The organism is Streptomyces sp. NPDC045431 (assembly GCF_040646655.1).
In the GTDB taxonomy this organism is placed as follows: Bacteria; Actinomycetota; Actinomycetes; order Streptomycetales; family Streptomycetaceae; genus Streptomyces.
Map to the genome: position 1 here is coordinate 14,348 of NZ_JBEZAQ010000004.1, position 22,091 is coordinate 36,438.

Below are 22,091 nucleotides of genomic sequence, written 5' to 3' on the forward strand. Positions count from 1 at the left end.
GTTGAGCGCGGTTCACGCCAGTCGCACCACCGCCTTGTGGACGGCGCCCAGTGTGCCGGGCGTGATCCGCAGCGTCAGCGCGGAGCCGGTCGACAGCACCTGAACGGAGGGGTCCTTGGACGCCACGGACGTCACCGCCCGGCGCCAGGTCAGGTCGATCAGGGCGCCGTCGCGCAGGGGCCCCGAGACGCACACGGTGGCGGTGTCGCCGGTCTCGCGGACGAGGACGCTCGCGGGCGCGGAGACCGTGACAGGGCCCACCGTCCCGGCCAGCCAGAAGGTGACGCCCGTGAAACCGAGCGCGGGAACGCGGACTCCCTGCTGGTCGTTGGTGTTGGCGAGCACCGCCGACCAGGAGACGTCGGCGGCGCGGGCCGAGGTCTGCGCGGCCGTGGCGCCCGGCATGAGGACGTAGGCGTACGTCGCCCACGTGGGATCGGTCCCGTGGTCGAACCAGAGCGTCAGATAGCGGCGGGTGACAGGGTCCGTGCTCGCCCCCTTGTTGATGGTGGACCAGGCGCCCGTGCGTGCCTCGCGCAGCGCCTTGAGGCCGCTGGGCGCGCCCCCGGGGAAGACATACCCGCCGTGCCCGGCGAGGTGCGCCCAGCGGGCGCCGGTGAGGCCGGCGCTCCAGCCGGGGGTGGTGGACTGGGCCGAGCCGTCGACGGTGAAGCCGTGGACTCCGGTGGCGCCCAGGTTGCGGTTGTCGACGGTCGACTCGACGCGGGCTCCGTCGCGGCCGTGGATGCCGGCGCCGAGGCAGACGACGGCGTCGTCGAGGAAGAACCAGGACTTCTTGGCGAGGAGCGTGGAGGACAGGCCCTTCAGGTACTGGCCGACGGCGGCGTACGTGCCGTCCGTGGCCCCGCCGACCCAGCGCACGTCGGGCCGCGCCACGCCCCACGCCCCGCCCTCGCCGTCGGCCAGGGCCTTGCGGGAGGCGGTGGTGCCGGGCAGCCGGTAGGGGTTGACGGTGGGCCAGAAGTCGTCGCTGTACTGGCCGTTGGCGTAGGTGTCGCCCCACCAGTAGAGCATTCCGGAGCCGCTGTGCCAGCCGCGCAGGTTCTCGCCGTTGCCGTTCTCGTAGTACGTGATGCGGTGTGACGCCATGGACAGGGCGGCGGCCCAGCCGGGGCGGCGGTGGACGGCGCGGTCCATGGCGGGGAAGAGCCGGTGGCCGACCGGTTCGGGGCTGGGGGCGGCCGGGCCGTCGGCGACGGCCTTGAGGCGGGAGAGGGCGGCGACGCCGAGGGCCGGGCTGGAGAGGAGGGGGCTGAAGTACTCGCGGGCGATCCAGCCCTTGACCATGGACTCCCAGCGCGCCTTCTCGGTGGCGGAGGCGGTGCGCGCGAGCAGCGCGATGCAGGCGATGACGGAGTGCCCGCGCAGGTGGTCGTCCTGGCGGACCCGGCGGGTGTCGGCCAGCTGGACGCCCCGGCTGACGGCCCGCCCGGAGACGCCGTCCATCGCGAGGCCGTTGTAGAGGAAGGGCGCGTACGCCTTCTCGACCGAGTCCAGGACGACCTGCCGGCCGGGGTCGGTGACCTCCCACGCCGACCCCTTCAGCAGGGCGAAGAGATGGGAGAGCCCGCCGAGCATCACGGCGCCGTACGACCCGGCGTACGGCACGTACAGGTGCTGGATGAAGCTGCCGTCGGCGTAGAGCCCGTCGCCGGAGGTGACGTACGGGAAGACGGGTGAGAGCGCGTCGCGCGCGAGGGCGAGCTTGGCGGGGGTCTTGCCGAGGACGCCGCGCAGGGCGAGGACGCGGCACAGGTCGACGCGGTTGGCGCCGGTGGAGGTGCCGGAGTACGCGGCGACCGTGCTGTCGGGGACGAAGTGGTCGACGGCGGCGCAGTGCGCGGCGATGCGCGCCGCGCCGAGGTGGTCGTACAGCAGGACATCGATGTCCAGCAGTGCCTGCGGGATGCCGATCTGCCAGTTGTACCAGTTGCCGTAGCGGGCCTGGGAGGCGTGGTACGCCTGGTCGTGGAGGTGGTCGAGCCCGGTGAGGATCTCGGCGCGCAGGGTGGTGTCACCGGTGAGTCCGGTGCCGGGCTGGGCGTACGCCTCGGCCATGGTGCGCAGGCGGTGGTAGCTGGTGCCCAGGTTGCCGGAGTACGTGTACGACTCGGCGTCGGTGTCCGGTTCGGGGTCGGCGTAGGGCAGGTCGGGCCACAGGGACCCGGCCGCCGGGGCCATGGCGGCGCGCAGGCCCCGGGCGGTGGTGCCGAGGTCGGCGAGCTTGGTGGCGTACGGCTCGGCGGTGGGGGTGAAGCCGGTGCCGAGGATGAGGTCGCGCCAGGTGAGGCGGAGCGTGTCGTAGGCGTCGGCGGCGAAAGCCGAGGGGACCGACGCGGTGAGGGGGGCGGTGAGCGGGGCGGTGGCGGCGGCGAGCAGGAGGGCGCGGCGGGAGGGCACGGGGGAACCTCCGGGGAGGGGCGGTATGTCGTTGAACCCGGGACCACTCGGGTGAACGGTTTTTCCCACACGTACGAACAAGTGGTCAATGAATCGCGCACGATCGTTCAAAAGCGATCGAACGTTCAACCGTCCACCCGAGTGCCGGGGTGTCAGCCGCCGCAGTGGAAGCGGGCGTTCCCCCAGTCCGCGTGGTCGTTGCCGTTGCCGTCGCCGCCGTCGCCGACGACCAGGTCGACGTAGGACGCGCCCGTGACGTCGGCCGTAAGCGGCCAGGCGGCGTCGGTCGCCCTCAGCACCGGTGACGTCGCCTTCTCCGCTCCGTCCGCCGAGACGGTGAACCGCACGCTCCCCCGCGTCGCCTGTGCGTCGTCCACCCCCACTTCGGCGGTGAAGGCGGTGCACTTTCCGCCCAGGTAGTAGCGCACGGTCGCCGGAGCGTGGGTGCCCAGCCCCTTCGCGTACGCCGCTCCCCCGATCCGCAGCGGGCCGCCGTCGCCCGACGCCGTCCCGCCGTTGGACATGTCCCGCTCGACGGGCCCCCAGCCGCTGCGGGCCGACGCCCAGTCCAGGTCGCTCGCCCAGGCGTCGGCGGTCGGCGGGGGCGGCAGGGTGCGGACGGACGTGGCGGCGGTGAGGCTCCGCTCTGTGCCGCCGAGCGCGTACGCGGCCGAGGACGTGAGCGCGTACGCGCGGTACGGCGCGTCCACCGGGGGCGTGACCTTCCAGGTGGCGGTGGCCTTGGCGCCGGGCGCGACCGCGTCCAGCGTGACGGGACCGGACGGTTCGGCGGTCCAGCCCTCCGGCAGGGCGAGCGTGACGGACGGCGTCACGGCGGTCGCCTCGTCGTTGGCGAAGGTCGCCGTGACGTCGTTCCCCCGCCCCGGCTCCAGGGTTTCGCCGGCCGTGAGCGCGAGCGTGCCGCAGGCGGCGGGCCGGGCGGCCGGGCCCAGGTCCGTGACGGTGAACCGGTCGATGACGACGTCGGCGCCGTCCGGGGCGTCGGCGCGCTTGCGCAGCCCCGTCCAGGTGTCGCCGCACCCGGCGGTCACGGTCTCGCCGAACCGCCCGGTGGTCCGCTGCCCCGGGATCGGCGTGCGGCGGGTCTCCGCCGAGGTGCCGTCGGCCCGGTCGTACCCGGTCACCCACTCGTACGCGCCCGCGTGACTGGACTGGTAGTCGTACTCCACCCGGTAGCTGTGCCCGTCCTTCATCGGCACGGTCCACGGGGCGGTGCGGTAGACGAGGCCGGTGTTCTCGTCGTGGGACTTGAGGGCCTCGCGGCCCTCCAGGACGTCGTCGATCGCCTTCCCGTTCCAGCCCGCCTGCGTGTAGGGCGCGTGCAGTTGGCTCACGTGCGTACGGGGGTCGTTGGCCCCGCCCGCGTCGCCCTTCAGGAACGGTCCCCACCCCTGGTCGACGGCCTCGAAGTCCTCGTACACCACCGCGTCCGGCCGGGCAGCGGGGTCGTTGGCGACGATCCGTACGTCGTCGACGCGTACGGTCGCCGCGCTGCCGCCCTCGGCGCGGATCGCGAGCGTGGCGCGGCCGTCGGCGGGCGCCGTGAAGTGGACCTTGGCGCGCTGCATGCGTGTCCCGTGCCAGTCGGAGGCGGCGATCCGGTTCGGGACGGCCGAGCGGTCGACGGCGACGGACGCGCCGCCGATGGACAGGGTCGTACGGCGCGTGGCGCCCGGCTGGACCTCGATCCAGGCGGAGGCGCTGTACCGCTTGCCGGGTGCGAGTCCCTCGATCCGCTGGGCCAGCCCGGCGGCCGCCGCCCCGGTCAGCGCGGCGCTGGTGCGGCCCTGCTCGTCGGTGTGGCGGGAGACCGCCCCGGTACGGGTCCAAGCGCCCAGCCGGGCGTCGTTGAAGCCGGGGTCGGCGACGGGGGTGCCCTCGCCCCAGCGCGGCTCGGGGAGCGGCGGAGCGGGTGTCCGGTCGGGGTAGAGGACGTACGCCTGCCCGGCGGTGGCCGTGAGGGTGATCCGGCCGTCCGGGGCGGGGCGTACGGTGCCGGTCTTCACGCGCCCGTTGTCGGTCAGCTTGTAGATCGTGTACGCACCCGGCGACACGGCCCAACTGCTGGTGCCTCCGGCCTTGTTGTAGTGGTACAGCTTGCCCTGCCACGGCAGCAGGTACCGGTCCCCGTCCAGGACCTTGCGGCCGTGCTCGTAGAAGGTGCGGCGGCCGTTCTCGACGGTGCCGCGTACGCCGCCGGTGAAGGTGATGTCGTCACCGTTCCAGCGGAGGATCTTCTGCCGCTGGAGGTACTTGGCGGGCAGGTTCTTCTGCCAGACGTTCGCGGTGAAGGCGGTGAAGTCGGTCTCGCCGGTCCAGCCCTCGAAGTCCTCCAGGGCCGTCTGGCCGAGGACGGGGTGGTCGTTCCAGACGTCCTTCTCGCCGTTGCGGATGAAGCGGATGATCCGCGAGTTGAGGCCCTTGTTGGTCGCGCCCCCGTAGTCGAGGTCGTTGGCCCAGTGCGACCAGAGCGAGGCCCGCTCGAACTTGTCCGACCACTCGGTGCCGACGTGCCAGCCCTGCGCCTGCACGGCCTGGAGGGTCTTGTCGGCGATCCAGCCGTGCGTGTAGTACACGTCGATGTAGAGGAAGCTGAGGTTGCGGTCGGTCTCGTCGCGCAGCTGCTGGAAGCGGCGGGCCAGGTCGCCGCTGGTGACGTCGCGGCGCTGGTTGATGGAGTAGCTCTGGTTGAGCCAGTTCCAGCCGGGCCTGGTCTTGTCGACGAGGGTCTCGCTGAAGTGGCGGGCCTCCGGGTAGGACTCGGTGGCGTTGACGTGGACGCCGAAGGTGGCGCCCCACTTCTCGCCCTTGCGCAGCAGCGTGTTGAGGTCGTCGAGGCCGCCGGCGCGCTTGTTGTAGTTGCCGCCGTAGTCGGGGTGGGCCGAGTCGTGGCCCTCGGAGCCGTACCCCTTGAGAACCGCGAGCTGGCCGAGGCCGTCCGTGGCGAGCGAGATCCGCTTGACGTCGTCGAGGGTGCGGGCGAAGGGGTGGGTGGCCTGGCTGGCGAAGTTGAACGGGATGTGGGTGACCACCCGGTCGGGCGTCCGCTCGCTTCCGGGCGCCTTGATCCCGATCGTGCGGAAGGCGATGGCGCCGTCCTGCCAGTCGGTCCGGCCGTCGCCGTTGGCGTCCGGCGTGACGACGACCTTGGCCCAGGGGAGGTCGTCGCCACTCTCGGGCCGGGGCGCGCCGTCGCCCCGGTAGGTCCACTGCCCGGACCACACGCCGACGCGTACGCCGCCGTCGCCCGCCGCCTCGCGGGCCTGGTGCCAGAAGCGGGCGTCGTCGCCGTTGGTGGGGCCGGACGGCTTGTCGTAGCTGGAGTTGGACTCGACGGCGGCGGCGAGGGAGCCGGTGTTGACGAGGGCGTACGACGCCCCTTGGGGTGCCGCTTCCGCCCGTTCCGGCACGGGCGCGAACACATCGGCCGTACGCGTCGAGTCGGGGTCGAGGCGGGTGAACGCGGTGGCGGCGCCCGGCTCGGCCGCGCCGACCGACACCAGGTCGTGCCCGGGTATCTCGATGGTCCCGACCCGGAAGGCGTCGGTGTCGCGGACGGCGGTCACCTTGAAGGTGGTGACGCGCCCGGCGACGGTGAGCGCGGCGTCGACCTCGACCCCCGGCAGCCCGGCGAAACCGAGGGTGTAGCGAACGCCGGTGGCGGTGGCGACGGGGTCGGCCGCGAGCCGCACCGCGTACGCCGTGCCGTTCAGGGTGACGTGCGTGACCGGGCTCGTACTGCCGAGCAGCCGCGCCCCGCCCGCGCGGTCGGTGTACGACAGGACGCGCGGGAAGTCGCGGGCGACGGCGACGGTGAGCTGCGGGGAGCCGATGAGGAACGGCTCCCCGGCAGCGGCGGCGGGCGGTCCGGCGGTGGGCGGTCCGGCGGTGGCCGGTCCCGCCAGGGCGAACACGACGGAGGAGGCGGCGGCAAGGGCGCACACCGCACGGAATCGTGGCGACATGGCCACTGGCGTAACGGTCGCCTCACGGCACCGTCAACGAAACGGACTCCGTGCGGCGACGCCAGTCCAACAACGCCCCCGGTTAATCCAAGTGCCGGGCCTCAGCCCTGCGCCGGGAACACGAAGAAGCCCTCGTCCGTGCTGATGTAGCCGTACCCGGACTGCTGGGTGAACAGCGGGACGTTCTCCTCGGGCAGGCTCTTGGCGAGCACCTTCTTCGTGCGGCCGTCGACGGCGAGGAAGACCTCACCTCCTCCGCCTTCCTGAAGCGTGCTGCCGTACAGCACCCCGCTGGGCGAGAAGCGCAGCGGGGTCATCGACTTCTCGCCCTCCTGCTGCTTCCACACCTCCTTGCCGTCGGCGGGCTGCCACACGGCGGTGCCCTGCTCCGTGGTGGCGGCGGCCAGGGTGTGGTCGGGGGAGAAGACGGACGTCCCCTTGGTGTTGATGGTGTCGCCGGGGTAGTCGTCGTACGCGTACGTCGTGGAGCCGCCGATCTGCTTGCCGCTCGCGATGTCGTACGTCGCCGTCACCATCGTGTCCAGCGTGAAGGCGCTCGCGCCCCAGGCGGTGAGAACGCGGCCGTCGCGCACATCGAGCACCCGCACCGCGCCGCTGCTCCGCTTCCCGTCGTCGTCCAGCTTCACGCCCGCGGGCGGGGTGACGTCCGCGGTGCTCCACACCTTCTTGCCGGTGGCGAGGTCGGACATGACGATCTGTTCCGGATCGGTCTCGTAGGTCGTCGCGTTCTCCACGTGGAAGACGTACCTGCCGGTGATCAGGGGGGCGTGGGCCTGCCCGCCGTCGATCTCCTTGGTGCGCGGGTCGAAGGAGCAGCTCGCCTGCTTCCCGGGGCAGGTGACCGTGCGGGCCGCCCCGCCGTCGAGGGGCGTGAGCTTCAGGCTCTCACCGCCGTCCTGCTCGATGATGTGGCCCTCGTGGACGTGGAACTCCTCGCCTTCGCGCTGGGCCTTGCCCAGCTCCTTGCCGTCGCTGCCGTAGACCGTGACCGTGGTGGTGGTCTTCTCCGCGCTCAGCCCGTCGGACTCGGTGGTGGCGCGGGTGAACACCGCGACCGCCGGGACGCCGTCGTGCCAGGTCGTGGCGGCCACGCGCGCGCCCGGAACCGTGAGGGTCTTGCGCACCTCGCCGGTCTTCAGGTCCCGGAACTCGAGGGTGGCCGACTCCTGGTCGTCGGCGGAGTGCAGGGTGCCGACCGTGCCGTCGACGGGATCGTCCTTGTACCCACCGCCCCGGGCGTACGCGCCCTGGGCGTCCTTGACGAACAGCAAGGTGTCGCCGAGGTCGATCGCTTCGGCACGCGGCAGGCTCCACGCCGGCTTCGCGGCGAGGCCGGGTATCGCCGGGCCGCTGTAGGCGGGCCCCTTGGGCGCGGCACTGGCGCCCGGAGCCGCCGAGCTGCCGCTCTTCGGCTTGGCGGTGGCGGTCTCCTCGCCGTCGGAGGAGCTGCAGCCCGTGACGAGCCCGAGCGACAGGAGGAGGCCGGTGGCCATCACTGTGTACTTGTTCATGTCCCCGTGAGTTTCAGCAGGCGATCTTGAAATGCTCACGGCAGCATAGGCTGCCTGGCCGGACGCGCGATCACGGAACCACACTTCTCGCCTGTCCCGACGTCCGACTGACGGTTGATCACCTTCGCGGTCGACTGCCAGGATCGTCTGACGGAGTGACAGGCCGCCGCAGCGGCCGCTTGTCGAGCAACGGAGCAGGGGGCGCGGTTGTGAGGGGCAGCATGGGTTCGGGTGCGGCTGTGGTCGTGGCGCTGGCGGCCTTCGCCACCGGCTGCGGAGGCGGCGGCTCCGACACGGTCGCGGCGAAGCCGCCCGCGGCGGACAGCTCCGGAGCCGAAGCGGGCACGGGAGCGGGATCGACTCCGGGCAAGCCGACGGATGGCAAAGTGGACTTCGACACCGTCTTCAAGACGGAGGAAAGGTTCAAGCAGGCGCTGCCCGATCCGGCGTCGATGGCCGGGTGGACGCCGAAGAACGCGGGCGCGGACATCAAGGAGTCGCCCAAGCCCGCGGCGGAGTGCGGCGCGGACACGCACTGGGACTGCACCAGCGTCGCGCGCGGCGATGCCAACTTCGAGGCGTTCGGCGAGGAGGCCCTCTTCGACCTCGTGGCGTACGCCGACAAGAAGGCCGCCCAGGACGCGTGCCGAAAGGAGAAGACCTGGTCGGCCAAGTACGCCAAGGCGGAGGTGGCTCCCGTCCCCGGGATCGAGAGCCACGCGTACTACCGCAATGCCGGCGGCCTGGACGGTCTCAACCTGACCATGTGCCTGGGCACGGTCATCGCCCAGGTAAGGCTGGAAGGGGAGGGCAGCTCCCTGGACCCGGCCACCGCCCACTCCATGGCCCGGATGTTCGTCCCCCGGATCCAGAAGGCCGCCGCGGCTTCCTGAACCACGCTGAGGAGAACACGCCGGTATCAGAGGCCCAGCGCCTGCGCCGCCAGTTCCGTTCCACGTACACGGGCGTCGATCTTGGCGAAGGCGACCTCGCGTGACGTGGACGTGTCGTCCGCGAAGGGCGCGAAGCCGCAGTCGTCGCACGTGCCCAGCTGGTCGACCGGGATGTGGCGGGCCGCGAGCAGCACCCGGTCGCGTACCTCCTCCGGCGTCTCGACCCTCGGGTCGATGGGATCCGTCACGCCGACGAACACCCGGATGCTTGGGCGCAGTTGCTCGGCGATGATCCGGAGTACGCGCTCGGGGTCGGGCTCGCTCGCCAGTTGGACGTAGAAGTTTCCGGCCTTCAGCTGGAAGAGCTTGGGCAGCAGCTCGGCGTAGTCGACGTCCGCGCTGTGCGTGGAGTCCTGGTCGCCTCCGGGGCAGGTGTGGACGCCGATGCGCGCCCGCTCGTCGTCCGAGAACCGGCTGAGGACCAGGTTGTTGAGCTCGATGAACTGGTCCAGCACCCCGCCGCTCGGGTCCAGTTTGAGCGACAGCCGCCCTTCGGTGAAGTCGAGCTGTACGCAGTGGGCGCCCGCCTCCAGGCAGCCCCGGATGTCGGCCTCCGCCTCGTCGGCGAGGTCGGACAGGAACGCCTCGCGGGAGTAGCCGTCGATGCCGCCGCCCGGGTAGAGCAGGCTGAGGGCGGACGGCGCGATGACCGCCTGCTTGATCGGGTGGTCGGTGTGGTTCTGGGCGTTGCGCAGGTAGCCGTCCGCGTGGACCCGGTAGCGAAAGGGCCCGGCGGTCAGGCGGGGCAGCTGACGGGTGTGGCCGTCGGCGAAGGGGATGACCGCGCCGTCCGGGGCGAGGTCGGCGAGCCCCGCGATCGGGTACGTGACGAAGCTCGGTTTCGACTGCTCGCCGTCGACGAGGACGGGGCAGCCGAGCTGCTCCAGCCGGGCGAGGGTGTCGGCGGTGGCCTGCTTCTGGAGTTTCGCCAGGTCCTCGTCGCTCAGCCGCCCTGCCGCGTGCTCGGCGAGGGCCTGCTGAAGGGCGGCCGGACGGGGGATGCTGCCGATGGGCTCGGTGGGGATGCTCATGGCGCGGACCCTAGAAAGCACCCCCCACCTGATCAAGAAGCCGAAAACCCCCCGATCCTCGCGGTACGGTGGTGATCATCGCAGGTCACAGCCACCGGGTGGGGTAACGCCGAACCACCCGGGGCGGTGACGAAAGTTCACCGGATCGGTGCGTCGCGCGAGGCGGCGAGTTGACCGGGCGGTGACTCAGGGAGCGATCGGCAGCTGCCGCTTGTGCTCGGTGAGCTCGTAGCGGCGGACGATGGCCGCGAAGGCGTCCTCGGAGACCGGCTTGCCCTCCAGGAAGTCGTCGATGTCGTCGTACGTGACGCCGAGCGCCTCCTCATCGGGCTTGCCCGGGCTCAGGGTCTCCAGGTCCGCCGTGGGGGTCTTCCACACCAGCGAGGCCGGGGCGCCCAGGGCGTCAGCGATGGCCCGGACGCGGCGCTTGGTGAGGCCCGTGAGCGGGACCACGTCGGCCGCGCCGTCGCCGAACTTGGTGAAGAACCCGGAGACCGCCTCGGCGGCGTGGTCCGTGCCGACCACCAGGCCGTCGTGCGCGCCCGCGACCGCGTACTGGGCGATCATGCGCTGCCGAGCCTTGATGTTGCCGTGGACGAAGTCCTGGTGGTGCGCGTCACGGAAGACCGTGCCCCCGGCCAGCGAGGCCTCCAGCGCGGCGTCGCTGGCGGGCTTGACGTCGACGGTCAGGACCCGGTCGGCGCGGATGAAGTCGAGCGCCACCTGCGCGTCCTGCTCGTCGGCCTGGACGCCGTACGGCAGGCGCATCGCGTAGAAGGTGGCGTCCTGCCCGGTGGCCCGGACCCGCTCGACCGCGAGCTGGCACAGGCGGCCCGCGGTCGTGGAGTCCACTCCGCCACTGATGCCCAGCACCAGGGAGCGCAGGCCCGTGGAGGTCAGCCGGTCGGCGAGGAAGGCCACCCGCCGCTCGATCTCCTGCTGGGCGTCGAAGGACGCGCTCACCTGGAGGTCCTGGGCGATCCGCTGCTGCTGGGATATGGACGCCAGGTCGGTCACGGTTGCTCCTCGCGGGTACGTGTAGGGGACGGGAGCACTTTAGACCGGAACTCGCACCACACGAGCTTGCCGGGGTTCCGCTCCCCCACGCCCCAGGTGTCCGCGAGCGCCGCCACCAGCGGAAGTCCGCGCCCGGACTCCGCCCCGGCGTCGGGCTGCCGCGCGCGTACGGTGCCGTCGCCGCTGTCGTGCACCTCCACCCGGAGCGGCCCGTCCTCCGCGGGGCGCAGCAGGCGCAGCCGGTAGCCGCGCCCCGGGGGCACGCCGTGCAGGAGCGCGTTGGTGGCGAGCTCGCTCACGCAGAGCACCACGTCGTCCGCGCGCTCCTTGATCCCCCACCGGGCGAGCGCCTCGGCGGTGAAGCGCCGGGCGGCACGGACGGACTTGCGCTCGCGCCGGAAGAACGCCTCGCAGAGGTACGGCAGTTCCAGTTCGTTGTTCATGGAGTCACTGTCACTGTCGGTCACTACGATCGACCACAGTGTGACGCCGTACAAATCGTTTGTACGGCTCGTGAACGGTCAGGTACTCCAGCGGGTGGGAAGAGGGCGACCATGCACCCAGCGAACAAGCCCAGGAAAAACGCCACATGGCACGTGATCGGTGCCCAACTCGGCCAGCTGCGCAGAAGGGCGGGCCTCAAGCAGCCCCAACTGGCCGAGAGACTCTGCATCCACGTGGACACGCTCGCCTCCATCGAGCAGGGCCGCAGGCCGCTCAAGTACGACCTGGCCGTGGAGATCGACCAGGAGCTCAACACCGGGGGCGTGCTGGCGGCGGGGGTGTCGCGCGTACCGGAGCGGGAGCGGTATCCGGCGTTCGCGCAGGACTTCGTGGAGCACGAGCAGCAGGCGCTGACGCTGCTCTGGTACGAGCAGAAGTTGATCCCCGGCCTGCTTCAGACGGAGGGGTACGCGGAGGCCGTGTTCGCCTCCCTCTTCCCGCCCATCAGCCCGGAGGACGCCGAGGAGCGGCTCTCGGCCCGGCTGGACCGGCAGAAGCTCTTCGACCGCAAGCCCTGGCCGCCGATGATGAACTTCGTCATCGAACAATCCGTACTGGAGCAGCCGCTCGGTGGCCCCCACGTCCTGCGCGAGCAGATCCGCCATCTACGCCGGTGCGCCGAACTGCCCTTCATGGGCATCCAGATCATGCTGACCTCACGCGAGAAGCACGCGGGGCTCAACGGCCCCATCGTGCTGCTGGAGACCCCCGATCATGACCAACTGGCCTACATCGAAGGTCAGCGCGTCAGCTTCCTGGTTGATGATCCGGACGAGGTCAGTGTGCTGCACCAGATGTATGGGATGCTGCGGTCACAGGCCCTGAGCCCCGAGGAGACCATGGGCCTGCTGGACGATCTGGCAGGAGAGTCATGACATCCGCAGCAGCACTGACCTGGTTCAAGTCAAGCTACAGCGGCCCCGAGGGCGGCGCCTGCGTCGAAGTCGCCTACGACTGGCGCAAGTCCAGCTACAGCGGCAGCGAGGGCGGCAACTGTGTCGAGGTGGCGGCCCACCCCGCCGCCGTCCACGTGCGGGACTCCAAAGTCCAGGACGGCCCGGTCCTCACGGTCTCCCCCGCCACCTGGTCCGCCTTCCTGGCGACCGCCTAGGCCCTGCGGGCCAGGAGCTGCACCTCCTGGAACTGCCGTCGGTCGGTGGGCTGTGGCTCGCACACCATCCGCGCCACCTCCGTCAGCCCCGCCTTGCGCAGCAGCCCGGCGAGGTGATCCGGCGACCACCGATAGGCCGGCGCCACCGCGTGATCGAAGACCTGTGTCGGGAGAGACGGGTCTTCGGTCGCCGAGAAGCCGATCAGAAGGTGGCCGCCGGGCGCCAGCACGCGATGGAACTCCCTCAGGATCGCGGGGAGTTCCCGCGGCGGCGTGTGGATGATGGACCAGCGGGAGAGGACGCCGCCCAGCTCGCCGTCGGCGATGTCCAGCGCGGCCATCGAGCCCACCTCGAACCGCAGGTCCGGATGGGCCTGCCGCGCCAGCTCGATCATCGCCGGTGAGGCGTCCACGCCGAACGCCGCCAGCCCCAGATCGGCCAGATACGCGGTGACATGGCCGGGTCCACACCCGAGGTCCGCGACTTCACCGGCTTCGCCCGCCGCGACGACCTCGGCGAAGGCACCCAGGATCGCGCGGTCCAGGGGCCTGTCGCGCAGCGAGTCGCGGAAAAGCTCCGCGTACGTGGCGGCAGCGGTGTCGTAGGCCGCGCGGGTGGCGCTGAGAGCATCGTGTTCGACCATGGTCGCCGACAGTACGGGGAGAGCCGCGAGCAGCGCTCACAGACCGCCGCAGCCGCCGCCTCCACACCCGGCAGCTCCGCCGCACCCACCGCCTGGGCCGTGCCCTCCATCGCCGGACGAGGAGGACGAGGAATCCCGGAAGTCCGAGGTGCCGAGGATGCCCACATAGAGCCACGAGCAGAACGCGACACCCGCCATGACCATCGCGAACCCGGAGAGCGGCGCCCATGGGACCGCGAAGGCCGCGACGATGGTGGCCACCGCCGTGGCGGTGATGACCGAGGCACCGACTATCCGCCGCCGTCGCATACCGAACCCCCCGAGTCGGTGGCACCCACGTGTCCCCGGGTCCTACCCCGCGCCCGACCAGGGAACACCGGCGTCCGGTTGCCCGACCCACCGCGGTGCGGTCAGTCGCCTCCGCAGCCGCTTCCGCAACTGCTCGCGCAGGAGCTACCGGCGTCGCCGTCCGCGCCGCCGCGCTCCCACCAGCTTTCGGAACGGCTGGAGCGGTACGCGTGCGACCGCAGGGCGGCCAGCGAGGCGGGGTCCTCCTCCCCGAGCGCCGCGCGCAGCAGGTCGCCGCAGTACGCCCGCAGCCGTAGCAGCCCGGGACGGGGGTCGCCGTCCGGCCAGGCGAAGGCCGTCAGGGTGGCCAGCCCCCACAGCGGAATCCAGGCGAAGATCCACCACCCGCCGTCGCCGAGCCACGGCACCGGGGCACTTACCGTCAAGGCGTGCAATCCCATGCCGAGCATCAGGACGAAGGCCGCCACGCCCACGGGGATACGGCTGCTGTCCGTCATCCGGCCGATCCGCGCCTCATGGGGGATTCGCCGTACCGCCTCGTCCCGCAGCCGCCGGTAACCGGCGAACTCCGGGTCTGGCTCGCGCACCTCGTACAGCTTGGTACCGGAGGGCCGAGCGCCGATCGCGTCCCGCAGCGCTTCCAGGGCCGCCCGGCCCGAACCGCTGTCGAGGGCGGGCGCCGGCTCACCCGTCGGCAGGATCAGCCCGTCGGCGTCCACCCGCACCGCGCCGCCCGCGAGCAGGAGGCGTACCGCGAGGGCGTCGGCTTCTCTCGGGTCGGCGAGGTGGGCGGCCTGCACCAGGTTGGGGCGGGAGGCGATGACCTCGTCCACGACCTGCCGGTCGGTGTGCAAGCGTACGAGCCGGCACACGAGAAAGCCGGCATGGACCAGACCGAAGAGTCCCAGCCAGAGAAGTGCGACCCTTACGCCTTCGCTCATACCGGCCCCCCTGCCCCCGCCTTCCCCGGCGCCGCGCCGGGTCAGGCCGAGTATCGGGGGCGGGGGTACCGGTCACAAGGTGCGCGGCGTCAACGGGCGGCGTCAGAACCCTCCCCCGCCGAAGTCCCCACCGCCGAAGCCGCCTCCGCCGCCGCCCCAGTCACCGCCGCCGAAGTCTCCGGCGCTGAAGTCGCCGCCGGAGAAGTCGCCGCCCTCGTACCCGCTGAACTCGCCGCCGCCGTACTCCGACGCGTACGCCGGGGTGGACAGCATCGAGCCGAGCATGGTGCCCATCAGCAGGCCGGGCAGCAGGCCGCCGCCGAAGTAGCCGCCCGCCCAGGGGCCGTAGGCCGGGCCGGCCTCCCAGTAGGGGCGGCGGCCGTAACCGGTGTCGACGGTGCGGGCCATCGGCTCCTCGCCCTCCGCGATGCGTGCCGCGTCCGCCGCGCAGACCGGCACCTCGCGGACCGCGCCGCCGGCCGGGGCCCACGGGGCCTCGGTGGCCGCCGGGCCGTGGCGCGGGTCGAAGAAGCAGGGTGCCCGCCGCTCGGGAAGCGGGCGGCCCTCGCGGCGGGCGGCGAGGACGGCCAGCGCGAAGCGGCCGTCCTCCAGGGCCTCGGTCACGCCCCGGACGTCATGGGGGTGCCGGGCCTGGCCCATCTGGGACTTGGCCTTGTCGTACGCGTCGAGGGCGTGCTCGTAGTCGGCGCGCATGGCGTCGTCGGCGCCGGGCTCGGCCGGGTGGAAGTCGAGCCGGTCCAGCTCCTCGCCGAAGGCGGTGATGTCCTCGTCCACGACGACCCGCATCCGCTCCAGCGCCTCGCGCTCCTCGGCCTCGCGCCGGAGCCGCCTGCGCCGTACGACCGTGAAGGCGGTGGCGCCGCCGGCCGCGGCGACCGCGCCGAGGGTGATCAGCCCGCCGACGGGCGCGCCGTCACCGGGGACGCCTTCCCAGGCGCCGGGAGCGGAGCCCCGGGCCAGTGGGAGGGCCTGGTCGACGAAGTTGTTCAGCTGGGTCGCGGCGTCCGCGCCGGGCTGGCGCACCGCGCTCACGATGTTGCCCACGGCCTGGTTCGACATCACGGCCCGGTCGGCCCCGGCGGCGAACGCGTCACCGAGGCGTACCGCGTACACACCGGTGATGCCGGTCTCGGCGCGCAGGTTGCGCAGCAGGTTCTCGCGCGGGAACTCGGCGCTCGCGGGCAGCACGGCCACGAAAATCGGTTTGTCGGCGTTCTCGATGCGCTCCGCCAGCGCATCCGCCTCGGCGGGCGGGAGCTGGTCGGACGCTGCGGGGTGGACGTACACCGGCCCCTTCTTCAAGGCGGCCGCGGCGTCCTCCAGGCCCGTGGCCGCGCCCACCGAAGGGGCGAAGGCCATGAGCAGTATCAGTGCCAGCCCGGCCAGGGCCGACAAGAAGGGGAACGGCCTGGTCCTCATACCATCGACGCTACCCGAACGCACACAAATGGGACATAGGTTCGTGTGAGAAAGGTCCGCCTTCACGACTTCGAGGCGCGGGTGGCCGGGGTGGCAGGATGGCTCACCATGGACATCCGCAGCAGGAACAACGTGTCGATCACCGGGCCCGCCGACGGGCGGGTGGTGGTGCTGGCACACGGCTTCGGCTGCGACCAGAACATGTGGCGGCTGCTGACGCCCGCCCTGGAGGAACGTTTCCGCGTCGTGCTCTTCGACTACGTCGGCTCCGGTGAGTCCGACCTGTCGGCCTGGAGCCCGGAGCGGTACGGAACGCTCGACGGCTACGCCGAGGACGTCCTGGACGTGTGCCGGGAGCTGGACCTGCGCGACGCGGTCTTCGTCGGCCACTCGGTCAGCGCCATGGTCGGCGTCCTGGCGGCCGCCAAGGAGCCGGAGCGGTTCTCCCGGCTCGTCCTGGTGACGCCGTCGCCCTGCTACGTCGACGACGAGGGCTACCGCGGCGGCTTCAGTCGGCAGGACATCGACGAGCTGCTGGAGGCCCTGGAGGCCAACTACCTCGGCTGGTCGACCACCATGGCCCCGGTGATCATGGGCAACCCCGACCGCCCCGAGCTGGGCGAGGAGCTCACCAACAGCTTCTGCCGCACGGCCCCGGAGATCGCCCGCGTCTTCGCCCGCACCACCTTCCTGACCGACAGCCGGGCCGACCTCGCCACCGTGCGGGTGCCGACCCTGATCCTGGAGTGCGCCCAGGACGTGATCGCCCCGCGGGAAGTGGGCGCGTACGTCCACGCCGCGATCCCGGGCAGCCGGCTCGTCACGCTGGACGCCACCGGGCACTGCCCGCAGCTGAGCGCCCCGCAGGCCACCGCCCACGCCATCCTCGCCTTCCTCGGGGACGACCTGTGACGGCCGATGCCGCGCACGGCCCCCGGCCCTCGGGCAAACGGCACGAGACGGACGCGCCGGTCTTCGCCGCGCTGCTGGAGGACAGCGTCGAGGACCTGTACGAGAACGCTCCGTGCGGCTACCTCTCCACGCTCATGGACGGCACCGTCGCGAAGATCAACGCCACGCTGCTGGACTGGCTGGGCCACCGGCGCCAGGACCTGGTGGGGCGGCGGACCTTCTCCGACCTGCTCACGGTCGGCGGCAAGCTCTACCACGAGACGCACTTCGCCCCGCTGCTGCACCTCCAGGGCGAGGTGCGCGGCATCGCGCTGGAGATGCGGACCGCGGACGGCGGACGGCTGCCCGTGCTGGTGACCTCCACCGTGAAGCGGGACGCCGCGGGCGAGCCGCTGCTGATCCGCACCACCGTGATCGACGCCCGCGACCGGCGCTCGTACGAGGAGGAGCTCCTGCGCGGCCGCCAGGTGGCCGAGGAGGCCCGCCGCCAGGCCGAGCAGGACCGCAAGCGCCTCCAGGACGTCCTCGCCACACTCCAGCGCAGCCTGCTGCCGCCCGCCCTGCCCCCGGTGCCCGGCCTCGAATCCGCCGCGCACTACCACACCGCCTCGCCGGACCACCTGGGCGGCGACTTCTACGACCTGTTCGCCCTCGGCGGCGGGCGGTGGGGCTTCTTCCTCGGCGACGTGTGCGGCAAGGGCCCCGAGGCCGCGGCCGTGACCTCGCTGGCGCGCTACACCCTGCGGGCCGCCGCGATGAACGACCCGGACCCGCAGGCGGTGCTGCGGACCCTCAACACCGTGCTGGCCGACCAGTACACGGGGGGCGACCCGCGCTACTGCACCGCCATATTCGGCGTCCTCGACCCCCGGGGGCCGGACGGCGACGCGACCGGCGCGGACGGCGCGCACGGCTTCGAGGTCACGCTCGCCAGTGGCGGACACCCGTCGGCCCTGGTGCTGCGCGGCGAGGGCGGGGCCGCGTACCTGCCGACGCCGGGCGGGCTCCTCATCGGCATCCTGCCCGACGCCCCCATCTCCGTGGCCCGCGCGACCCTCGCGCCGGGCGACACCCTGGTCCTCTACACCGACGGACTCACCGAGGCGCGGACCGGCACGGGACGCTACGGTGATGACGCCCTCCTCGGCTTCGCCGCCCGTCTGGCACCCTGTGGCGCCGAAGCGACCGTCAAGGCGCTCGCCGACCTCCTCGACGGCTTCGGCGAGGGCCTGGACGACGACACCGCCGTCCTCGCGCTCGGTGCCCCCGCCCTCGGCAGCCCCTCCCCCGACCCCCTCACCACGACGACACCATGCTGACGATCACCACCACGCGCACGCCCGCCGCGACCGTGCTCCACATCGACGGCGACCTGGACTTCCGCACGACCCCGCAGTTCCGTGACGCCCTGGGGGACGTGGCCCTCGACCACGGGCAGCGGCTCGTGCTGGACCTGGCCGGGCTGCGGTTCTGCGACTCCAGCGGCATCACCGCCTTCCTCGCCGCGCGCCACCACGCCGCGGCGGCGGGGGCGGACGTGGCCCTCACCGCCGTACCGGGCAACACGGCGCGCATCCTGCGCGTCGTCGGTCTCGACCAGGTCCTCGCGATCGAGGAGCCCCTCTAGTCAGTCCGTCAGTCCGTCAGCCCGTCAGTCCGTGGGCTCGACGCCCGCCCGCAGCAGGCCGTACGTGTACGCGTCCTCCAGCGCCTGCCAGGACGCGGCGATGACGTTCTCGCCGACGCCGACCGTCGACCACTCACCCGCGCCGTCACTCGTGGTGATCAGGACGCGGGTCGTCGACTGCGTACCGTGCACGCCCTCCAGGATGCGGACCTTGTAGTCCACCAGCTCCAGCTTCGCGAGCTGCGGGTAGATCCGCTCCAGCCCGGCGCGCATGGCCAGGTCGAGGGCGTTGACCGGGCCATTGCCCTCGGCGGTGGTGACGATGCGCTCGCCCTTGGCCCAGAGCTTCACGGTGGCCTCGTTGGCATGGGTGCCGTCGGGGCGGTCCTCGACGATCGCGCGCCACGACTCCGTACGGAAGTAGCGCCGGGACCTGCCCTCGACCTCCGCGCGCAGCAGCAGCTCGAAGGAGGCGTCGGCGGCCTCGTACGTGTAGCCCTTGAGCTCGCGCTCCTTGACGCGCTCGACGACCCGGCCGACCAGCTCGCGGTCGCCGCCGAGGTCGATGCCGAGCTCCTTGCCCTTGAGCTCGATGGAGGCGCGGCCGGCCATGTCGGAGACGAGCATCCGCATGGTGTTGCCGACCAGCTCGGGGTCGATGTGCTGGTAGAGGTCCGGGTCGACCTTGATGGCGGAGGCATGGAGGCCGGCCTTGTGGGCGAAGGCGGAGAGACCGACGTACGGCTGGTGGGTGGAGGGGGTCAGGTTGACCACCTCGGCGATGGCGTGCGAGATGCGGGTCATCTCGCGCAGGGAGCCCTCGGGGAGGACCTTGCGGCCGTACTTCAGCTCCAGCGCGGCGACGACCGGGAAGAGGTTGGCGTTGCCGACGCGCTCGCCGTAGCCGTTGGCGGTGCACTGGACGTGGGTGGCGCCCGCGTCGACGGCGGCGAGGGTGTTGGCGACGGCGCAGCCGGTGTCGTCCTGGGCGTGGATGCCGAGGCGGGCGCCGGTGTCGGCGTGGACGGTGGAGACGACGGCCTGGATCTGGGCGGGGAGCATGCCGCCGTTGGTGTCGCAGAGGACGACGACGTCGGCGCCGGCCTCGTACGCGGCGCGGACGACGGCCTTGGCGTAGGCGGGGTTCTCGCGGTAGCCGTCGAAGAAGTGCTCGCAGTCGACGAAGACGCGGCGGCCCTGCTCGCGCAGGTGGGAGACGGTGTCGGCGACCATCGCGAGGTTCTCGTCCAGCGTGGTGCGCAGAGCCAGCTCGACGTGGCGGTCGTGCGACTTGGCGACCAGCGTGATCACGGGGGCGCCGGACTCCAGGAGCGCCTTGACCTGCGGGTCCTCGGCGGCGGTGGTGCCGGCGCGGCGGGTGGCGCCGAAGGCGACGAGCTGCGCGTGCTTGAGGCGCAGCTCGCTCGCGGCGCGGGCGAAGAACTCGGTGTCGCGGGGGTTGGCGCCGGGCCAGCCGCCCTCGATGAAGCCCACGCCGAAGTCGTCCAGGTGCCGGGCGATGGTCAGCTTGTCGGCGACGGTGAGGTTGATCCCCTCACGCTGGGCGCCGTCGCGCAGCGTGGTGTCGAAGACATGGAAACTGTCGTCGACCGGGCTCGCGTCGGCGGAATGGCTGTCGGTCTCCGTGGTCATGACGGTGATGGCTCCTGTTGGATACGGCTCCGGACGTTTAGCTCCACTGCCCCCATCGTCGCGCGCCGCTCGCTTCCGCCGGGGGTAGGTGCCGGAAAACGAAAAAACCTCTCGCGGGTGCGAGAGGTCTGCGCGCGGGTCTGGGGCATGGTGTCCACTGCCGCGGGGATTCTTCCGCGATTCAGCGGTCACTGCGGACCGGCGCGCTGCTGCCCATAATCATGGTGGTAGCAAGCACCCGGGCAGTTTGCCACAGATGGCACGACCGGTGGGTGCGGGTCTCACGATGCGGTCGACCCGCCCCGCCTCTCGCGGTCACGGTATGAGGCTGTCCTCGATGAACTCCCGGACGTGGTCGAGCACCTGCGCCCGCCCCGTGCCCGGGATGCCCACGGCGACGTGCACGCTGAACCCGTCCAGCAGCGCGCGCAGCCGCGCCGCGTACCGGTCCGGGTCGACGGGCCGCAGCTCGCCGCGCGAGACGCCTTCGGCGAGCAGCGCCACCAGGTCGCGGTGCCAGGCCCCCTCGATGGCGGCCTGGCGCGCGCGGGCGTCGTCGTCGGCGTTCTGCGACCGGTTCCACACCTCCAGCCACAGCGTCCAGTGCGGGTCGCGCGGCCCGTCGGGCACGTACAGGTCGACGTACGCCGTGAGCCGCTCCCGCACCGGCGCCGACTGGCGCGAGAGCAGCGCGCTGCGCTCGGCGCCGAGCCGGCCTTCGCTCCACTCCAGGGTCTGGAGCAGCAGCTCGTCCTTGGTGCGGAAGTAGTAGAGCAGGTGCCCGCTGCTCATCCCGACTTCGCGCCCCAGCCCCGCCATGGTGAGCCCTTCGAGCCCGCGCTCGGCGATGGTCTCCATGGCGGCGGCGAGCACCTCTTCACGCGGCGGCGCGGCGTTGCGGCCTCGCCGCCGCGTGCCGGGGGTGACCTGGGGCGCCTGGGGTTCGTTCACTCGTACGTTGTACCCGATCCCGCTCAGACCTTGGGCTGCTGCTGGGTGATGCAGTGGATGCCGCCGCCGCCCGCGAAGATCGCGCGGGCGTCGACCAGCGTGACCGTGCGGTCCGGGAAGAGGCGGCGGAAGATGCCGGCCGCTATCTCGTCGCGCGGGTCGTCGAAGGCGCACAGCACCACGCCGCCGTTGCAGATGTAGTGGTTGATGTAGGAGTAGTCGACCCACTCGCCGTCCTCCTGGAGGACGGTCGGCGCGGGGATCTCGACGACCTCCAGGCGGCGGCCCTTGGCGTCGGTCTGGTTGCGCAGCAGCTCGACGTTGGCCTTGCACAGCTCGTGGTCCGGGTGGGCCGGGTCGGGCTGGGTGTGGACGACGACCGTGCCGGGGCGGGCGAAGGCGGCGACGATGTCGACGTGGCCGCGGGTGCCGTACATGCCGTAGTCGCCGGTCAGGCCGCGCGGCAGCCAGATCGCCTTGGTGGTGCCGAGCTTGGCGTGGATCTCCGCCTCGACCTGCTCGCGGGTCCACTCGGGGTTGCGCTCGGGGCCGAGCTGCACGGTGTCGGTGAGGAGGACGGTGCCCTCGCCGTCGACGTGGATGGCTCCGCCCTCGTTGACGAGCGGGCTGCTGTGCACCGGTACGCCGGCGATGTCCGCGACATGGCGGGCGATCTTGGAGTCGTGCTCCCAGCGCGCCCAGTCGGCGGCGCCCCAGCCGTTGAAGACCCAGTCCACGGCGGCGAGCTGCTCGCCGTCGGTGACGAAGGTGGGGCCGATGTCGCGCATCCAGGCGTCGTCCAGGTCGCGCTCGACGAGGTCGATGTCCGGGCCGAGGAGCGCGCGGGCGGACTCCTCCTGGCCGGGGCCGTGCACCACGGTGACCGGCTCGAAGCGGCGTACGGCGCGGGCGACCGACGCCCAGGCGCGGCGCGCCTCCGCCAGCTCCTCGTCGTTGGTGAAGGTCGGGTTGGGGCCGGGCCAGGCCATCCAGGTGCGCTCGTGCGGGGCCCATTCGGCGGGCATGCGGAACATCGTGTGGTCCTTCACGGGAGGTACT

18 protein-coding genes are annotated in these 22,091 nt (G+C 72.1%); 6 read left to right on the forward strand and 12 right to left on the reverse strand.

All coding sequences use genetic code 11. The annotated features are described in order from the left end of the window. Positions 1 to 12: 12 nt before the first annotated feature. From AB0A69_RS11240 to AB0A69_RS11250, 3 genes are all read right to left on the reverse strand, one after another. Positions 13 to 2,421, reverse strand: coding sequence for a polysaccharide lyase 8 family protein (locus AB0A69_RS11240; protein ID WP_361418509.1), 2,409 nt, complete (start codon positions 2,419 to 2,421; stop codon positions 13 to 15). Between the two features lie 152 nt (positions 2,422 to 2,573). Next, positions 2,574 to 6,407: an endo-alpha-N-acetylgalactosaminidase family protein gene (locus AB0A69_RS11245; RefSeq protein WP_361418512.1), complete on the reverse strand. Its 3,834-nt coding sequence runs from the start codon at positions 6,405 to 6,407 to the stop codon at positions 2,574 to 2,576. Between the two features lie 101 nt (positions 6,408 to 6,508). Continuing rightward, positions 6,509 to 7,939 carry a hypothetical protein gene (locus tag AB0A69_RS11250; RefSeq protein WP_361418515.1) on the reverse strand — a complete coding sequence of 477 codons (1,431 nt, stop codon included), beginning with the start codon at positions 7,937 to 7,939 and terminating at the stop codon, positions 6,509 to 6,511. 221 nt (positions 7,940 to 8,160) lie between these two features. Between AB0A69_RS11250 and AB0A69_RS11255 the strand changes: the two genes are divergently transcribed. Beyond that, positions 8,161 to 8,832, forward strand: a complete 672-nt coding sequence (locus AB0A69_RS11255) for a hypothetical protein (protein WP_361418518.1) — start codon at positions 8,161 to 8,163, stop codon at positions 8,830 to 8,832. A 26-nt stretch (positions 8,833 to 8,858) separates the two neighbouring features. On the opposite strand, the gene AB0A69_RS11260 is transcribed toward AB0A69_RS11255, so the two are convergent. The 3 genes from AB0A69_RS11260 to AB0A69_RS11270 all read right to left on the reverse strand — a co-directional run bounded on the left by AB0A69_RS11260 (position 8,859) and on the right by AB0A69_RS11270 (position 11,383). Further along, a complete protein-coding gene (locus AB0A69_RS11260) occupies positions 8,859 to 9,923 on the reverse strand; it encodes a cobalamin-independent methionine synthase II family protein (RefSeq protein WP_361418521.1) in 1,065 nt (354 codons plus the stop codon). A 186-nt stretch (positions 9,924 to 10,109) separates the two neighbouring features. Further along, positions 10,110 to 10,940, reverse strand: a complete 831-nt coding sequence (nadE, locus tag AB0A69_RS11265) for an ammonia-dependent NAD(+) synthetase (protein ID WP_361418524.1) — start codon at positions 10,938 to 10,940, stop codon at positions 10,110 to 10,112. Next, a complete protein-coding gene (locus tag AB0A69_RS11270; protein WP_361418527.1) occupies positions 10,937 to 11,383 on the reverse strand; it encodes an ATP-binding protein in 447 nt (148 codons plus the stop codon). The genes nadE and AB0A69_RS11270 overlap by 4 nt, the downstream gene beginning before the upstream one ends. A 111-nt stretch (positions 11,384 to 11,494) precedes the next feature. Between AB0A69_RS11270 and AB0A69_RS11275 the strand changes: the two genes are divergently transcribed. Both AB0A69_RS11275 and AB0A69_RS11280 read left to right on the forward strand, forming a co-directional pair. Next, positions 11,495 to 12,319 (forward strand): helix-turn-helix transcriptional regulator, encoded by an 825-nt coding sequence (locus tag AB0A69_RS11275; protein ID WP_361418530.1) that lies wholly within the window; start codon positions 11,495 to 11,497, stop codon positions 12,317 to 12,319. After that, positions 12,316 to 12,555: a DUF397 domain-containing protein gene (locus AB0A69_RS11280; RefSeq protein WP_361418533.1), complete on the forward strand. Its 240-nt coding sequence runs from the start codon at positions 12,316 to 12,318 to the stop codon at positions 12,553 to 12,555. The genes AB0A69_RS11275 and AB0A69_RS11280 overlap by 4 nt, the downstream gene beginning before the upstream one ends. Here the strand turns inward: AB0A69_RS11280 and AB0A69_RS11285 are convergent. The 3 genes from AB0A69_RS11285 to AB0A69_RS11295 all read right to left on the reverse strand — a co-directional run bounded on the left by AB0A69_RS11285 (position 12,552) and on the right by AB0A69_RS11295 (position 15,889). Then, on the reverse strand, positions 12,552 to 13,199 hold the full coding sequence (locus tag AB0A69_RS11285; protein WP_361418536.1) for a class I SAM-dependent methyltransferase: 648 nt from the start codon (positions 13,197 to 13,199) through the stop codon (positions 12,552 to 12,554). The two genes, AB0A69_RS11280 and AB0A69_RS11285, sit on opposite strands and share 4 nt — an antisense overlap. A 410-nt stretch (positions 13,200 to 13,609) precedes the next feature. Beyond that, a complete protein-coding gene (locus AB0A69_RS11290; RefSeq protein ID WP_361418539.1) occupies positions 13,610 to 14,449 on the reverse strand; it encodes a hypothetical protein in 840 nt (279 codons plus the stop codon). 102 nt (positions 14,450 to 14,551) lie between these two features. Next, complete coding sequence (locus AB0A69_RS11295; RefSeq protein WP_361418542.1) at positions 14,552 to 15,889, reverse strand: hypothetical protein; 1,338 nt, start codon at positions 15,887 to 15,889, stop codon at positions 14,552 to 14,554. Between the two features lie 108 nt (positions 15,890 to 15,997). On the opposite strand from AB0A69_RS11295, the gene AB0A69_RS11300 reads away from it, so the two are divergent. The 3 genes from AB0A69_RS11300 to AB0A69_RS11310 are packed head-to-tail and all read left to right on the forward strand — an operon-like array spanning position 15,998 to position 18,428. Next, the gene (locus AB0A69_RS11300) at positions 15,998 to 16,801 is read left to right on the forward strand and encodes an alpha/beta hydrolase (protein ID WP_361419746.1); all 804 of its coding nucleotides are present in this window, start codon (positions 15,998 to 16,000) and stop codon (positions 16,799 to 16,801) included. Beyond that, positions 16,798 to 18,120: a SpoIIE family protein phosphatase gene (locus AB0A69_RS11305; RefSeq protein WP_361418545.1), complete on the forward strand. Its 1,323-nt coding sequence runs from the start codon at positions 16,798 to 16,800 to the stop codon at positions 18,118 to 18,120. Before AB0A69_RS11300 ends, AB0A69_RS11305 begins: the two co-directional genes overlap by 4 nt. Next, the gene (locus AB0A69_RS11310) at positions 18,114 to 18,428 is read left to right on the forward strand and encodes an STAS domain-containing protein (RefSeq protein ID WP_361418548.1); all 315 of its coding nucleotides are present in this window, start codon (positions 18,114 to 18,116) and stop codon (positions 18,426 to 18,428) included. Before AB0A69_RS11305 ends, AB0A69_RS11310 begins: the two co-directional genes overlap by 7 nt. Before the next feature lie 24 nt (positions 18,429 to 18,452). On the opposite strand, the gene cimA is transcribed toward AB0A69_RS11310, so the two are convergent. The 3 genes from cimA to AB0A69_RS11325 all read right to left on the reverse strand — a co-directional run bounded on the left by cimA (position 18,453) and on the right by AB0A69_RS11325 (position 22,066). After that, a complete protein-coding gene (gene cimA / locus AB0A69_RS11315) occupies positions 18,453 to 20,081 on the reverse strand; it encodes a citramalate synthase (RefSeq protein ID WP_361418551.1) in 1,629 nt (542 codons plus the stop codon). A 315-nt stretch (positions 20,082 to 20,396) separates the two neighbouring features. Next, positions 20,397 to 20,939 carry a TetR/AcrR family transcriptional regulator gene (locus tag AB0A69_RS11320; RefSeq protein ID WP_361419749.1) on the reverse strand — a complete coding sequence of 181 codons (543 nt, stop codon included), beginning with the start codon at positions 20,937 to 20,939 and terminating at the stop codon, positions 20,397 to 20,399. Between the two features lie 116 nt (positions 20,940 to 21,055). Beyond that, positions 21,056 to 22,066, reverse strand: coding sequence for an agmatine deiminase family protein (locus AB0A69_RS11325; protein ID WP_361418554.1), 1,011 nt, complete (start codon positions 22,064 to 22,066; stop codon positions 21,056 to 21,058). Positions 22,067 to 22,091: the final 25 nt, after the last annotated feature.

Coding starts and splice junctions, on each gene's coding strand:
- AB0A69_RS11245 (WP_361418512.1), bottom strand. CDS start 6,407: ATGTCGCCACGATTCCGTGCGGTGTGCGCCCTTGCCGCCGCCTCCTCC.
- AB0A69_RS11250 (WP_361418515.1), bottom strand. CDS start 7,939: ATGAACAAGTACACAGTGATGGCCACCGGCCTCCTCCTGTCGCTCGGG.
- AB0A69_RS11255 (WP_361418518.1), top strand. CDS start 8,161: ATGGGTTCGGGTGCGGCTGTGGTCGTGGCGCTGGCGGCCTTCGCCACC.
- AB0A69_RS11260 (WP_361418521.1), bottom strand. CDS start 9,923: ATGAGCATCCCCACCGAGCCCATCGGCAGCATCCCCCGTCCGGCCGCC.
- AB0A69_RS11270 (WP_361418527.1), bottom strand. CDS start 11,383: ATGAACAACGAACTGGAACTGCCGTACCTCTGCGAGGCGTTCTTCCGG.
- AB0A69_RS11275 (WP_361418530.1), top strand. CDS start 11,495: ATGCACCCAGCGAACAAGCCCAGGAAAAACGCCACATGGCACGTGATC.
- AB0A69_RS11280 (WP_361418533.1), top strand. CDS start 12,316: ATGACATCCGCAGCAGCACTGACCTGGTTCAAGTCAAGCTACAGCGGC.
- AB0A69_RS11285 (WP_361418536.1), bottom strand. CDS start 13,199: ATGGTCGAACACGATGCTCTCAGCGCCACCCGCGCGGCCTACGACACC.
- AB0A69_RS11290 (WP_361418539.1), bottom strand. CDS start 14,449: ATGAGCGAAGGCGTAAGGGTCGCACTTCTCTGGCTGGGACTCTTCGGT.
- AB0A69_RS11295 (WP_361418542.1), bottom strand. CDS start 15,889: ATGAGGACCAGGCCGTTCCCCTTCTTGTCGGCCCTGGCCGGGCTGGCA.
- AB0A69_RS11300 (WP_361419746.1), top strand. CDS start 15,998: ATGGACATCCGCAGCAGGAACAACGTGTCGATCACCGGGCCCGCCGAC.
- AB0A69_RS11310 (WP_361418548.1), top strand. CDS start 18,114: ATGCTGACGATCACCACCACGCGCACGCCCGCCGCGACCGTGCTCCAC.
- cimA (WP_361418551.1), bottom strand. CDS start 20,081: ATGACCACGGAGACCGACAGCCATTCCGCCGACGCGAGCCCGGTCGAC.
- AB0A69_RS11320 (WP_361419749.1), bottom strand. CDS start 20,939: ATGGAGACCATCGCCGAGCGCGGGCTCGAAGGGCTCACCATGGCGGGG.
- AB0A69_RS11325 (WP_361418554.1), bottom strand. CDS start 22,066: ATGTTCCGCATGCCCGCCGAATGGGCCCCGCACGAGCGCACCTGGATG.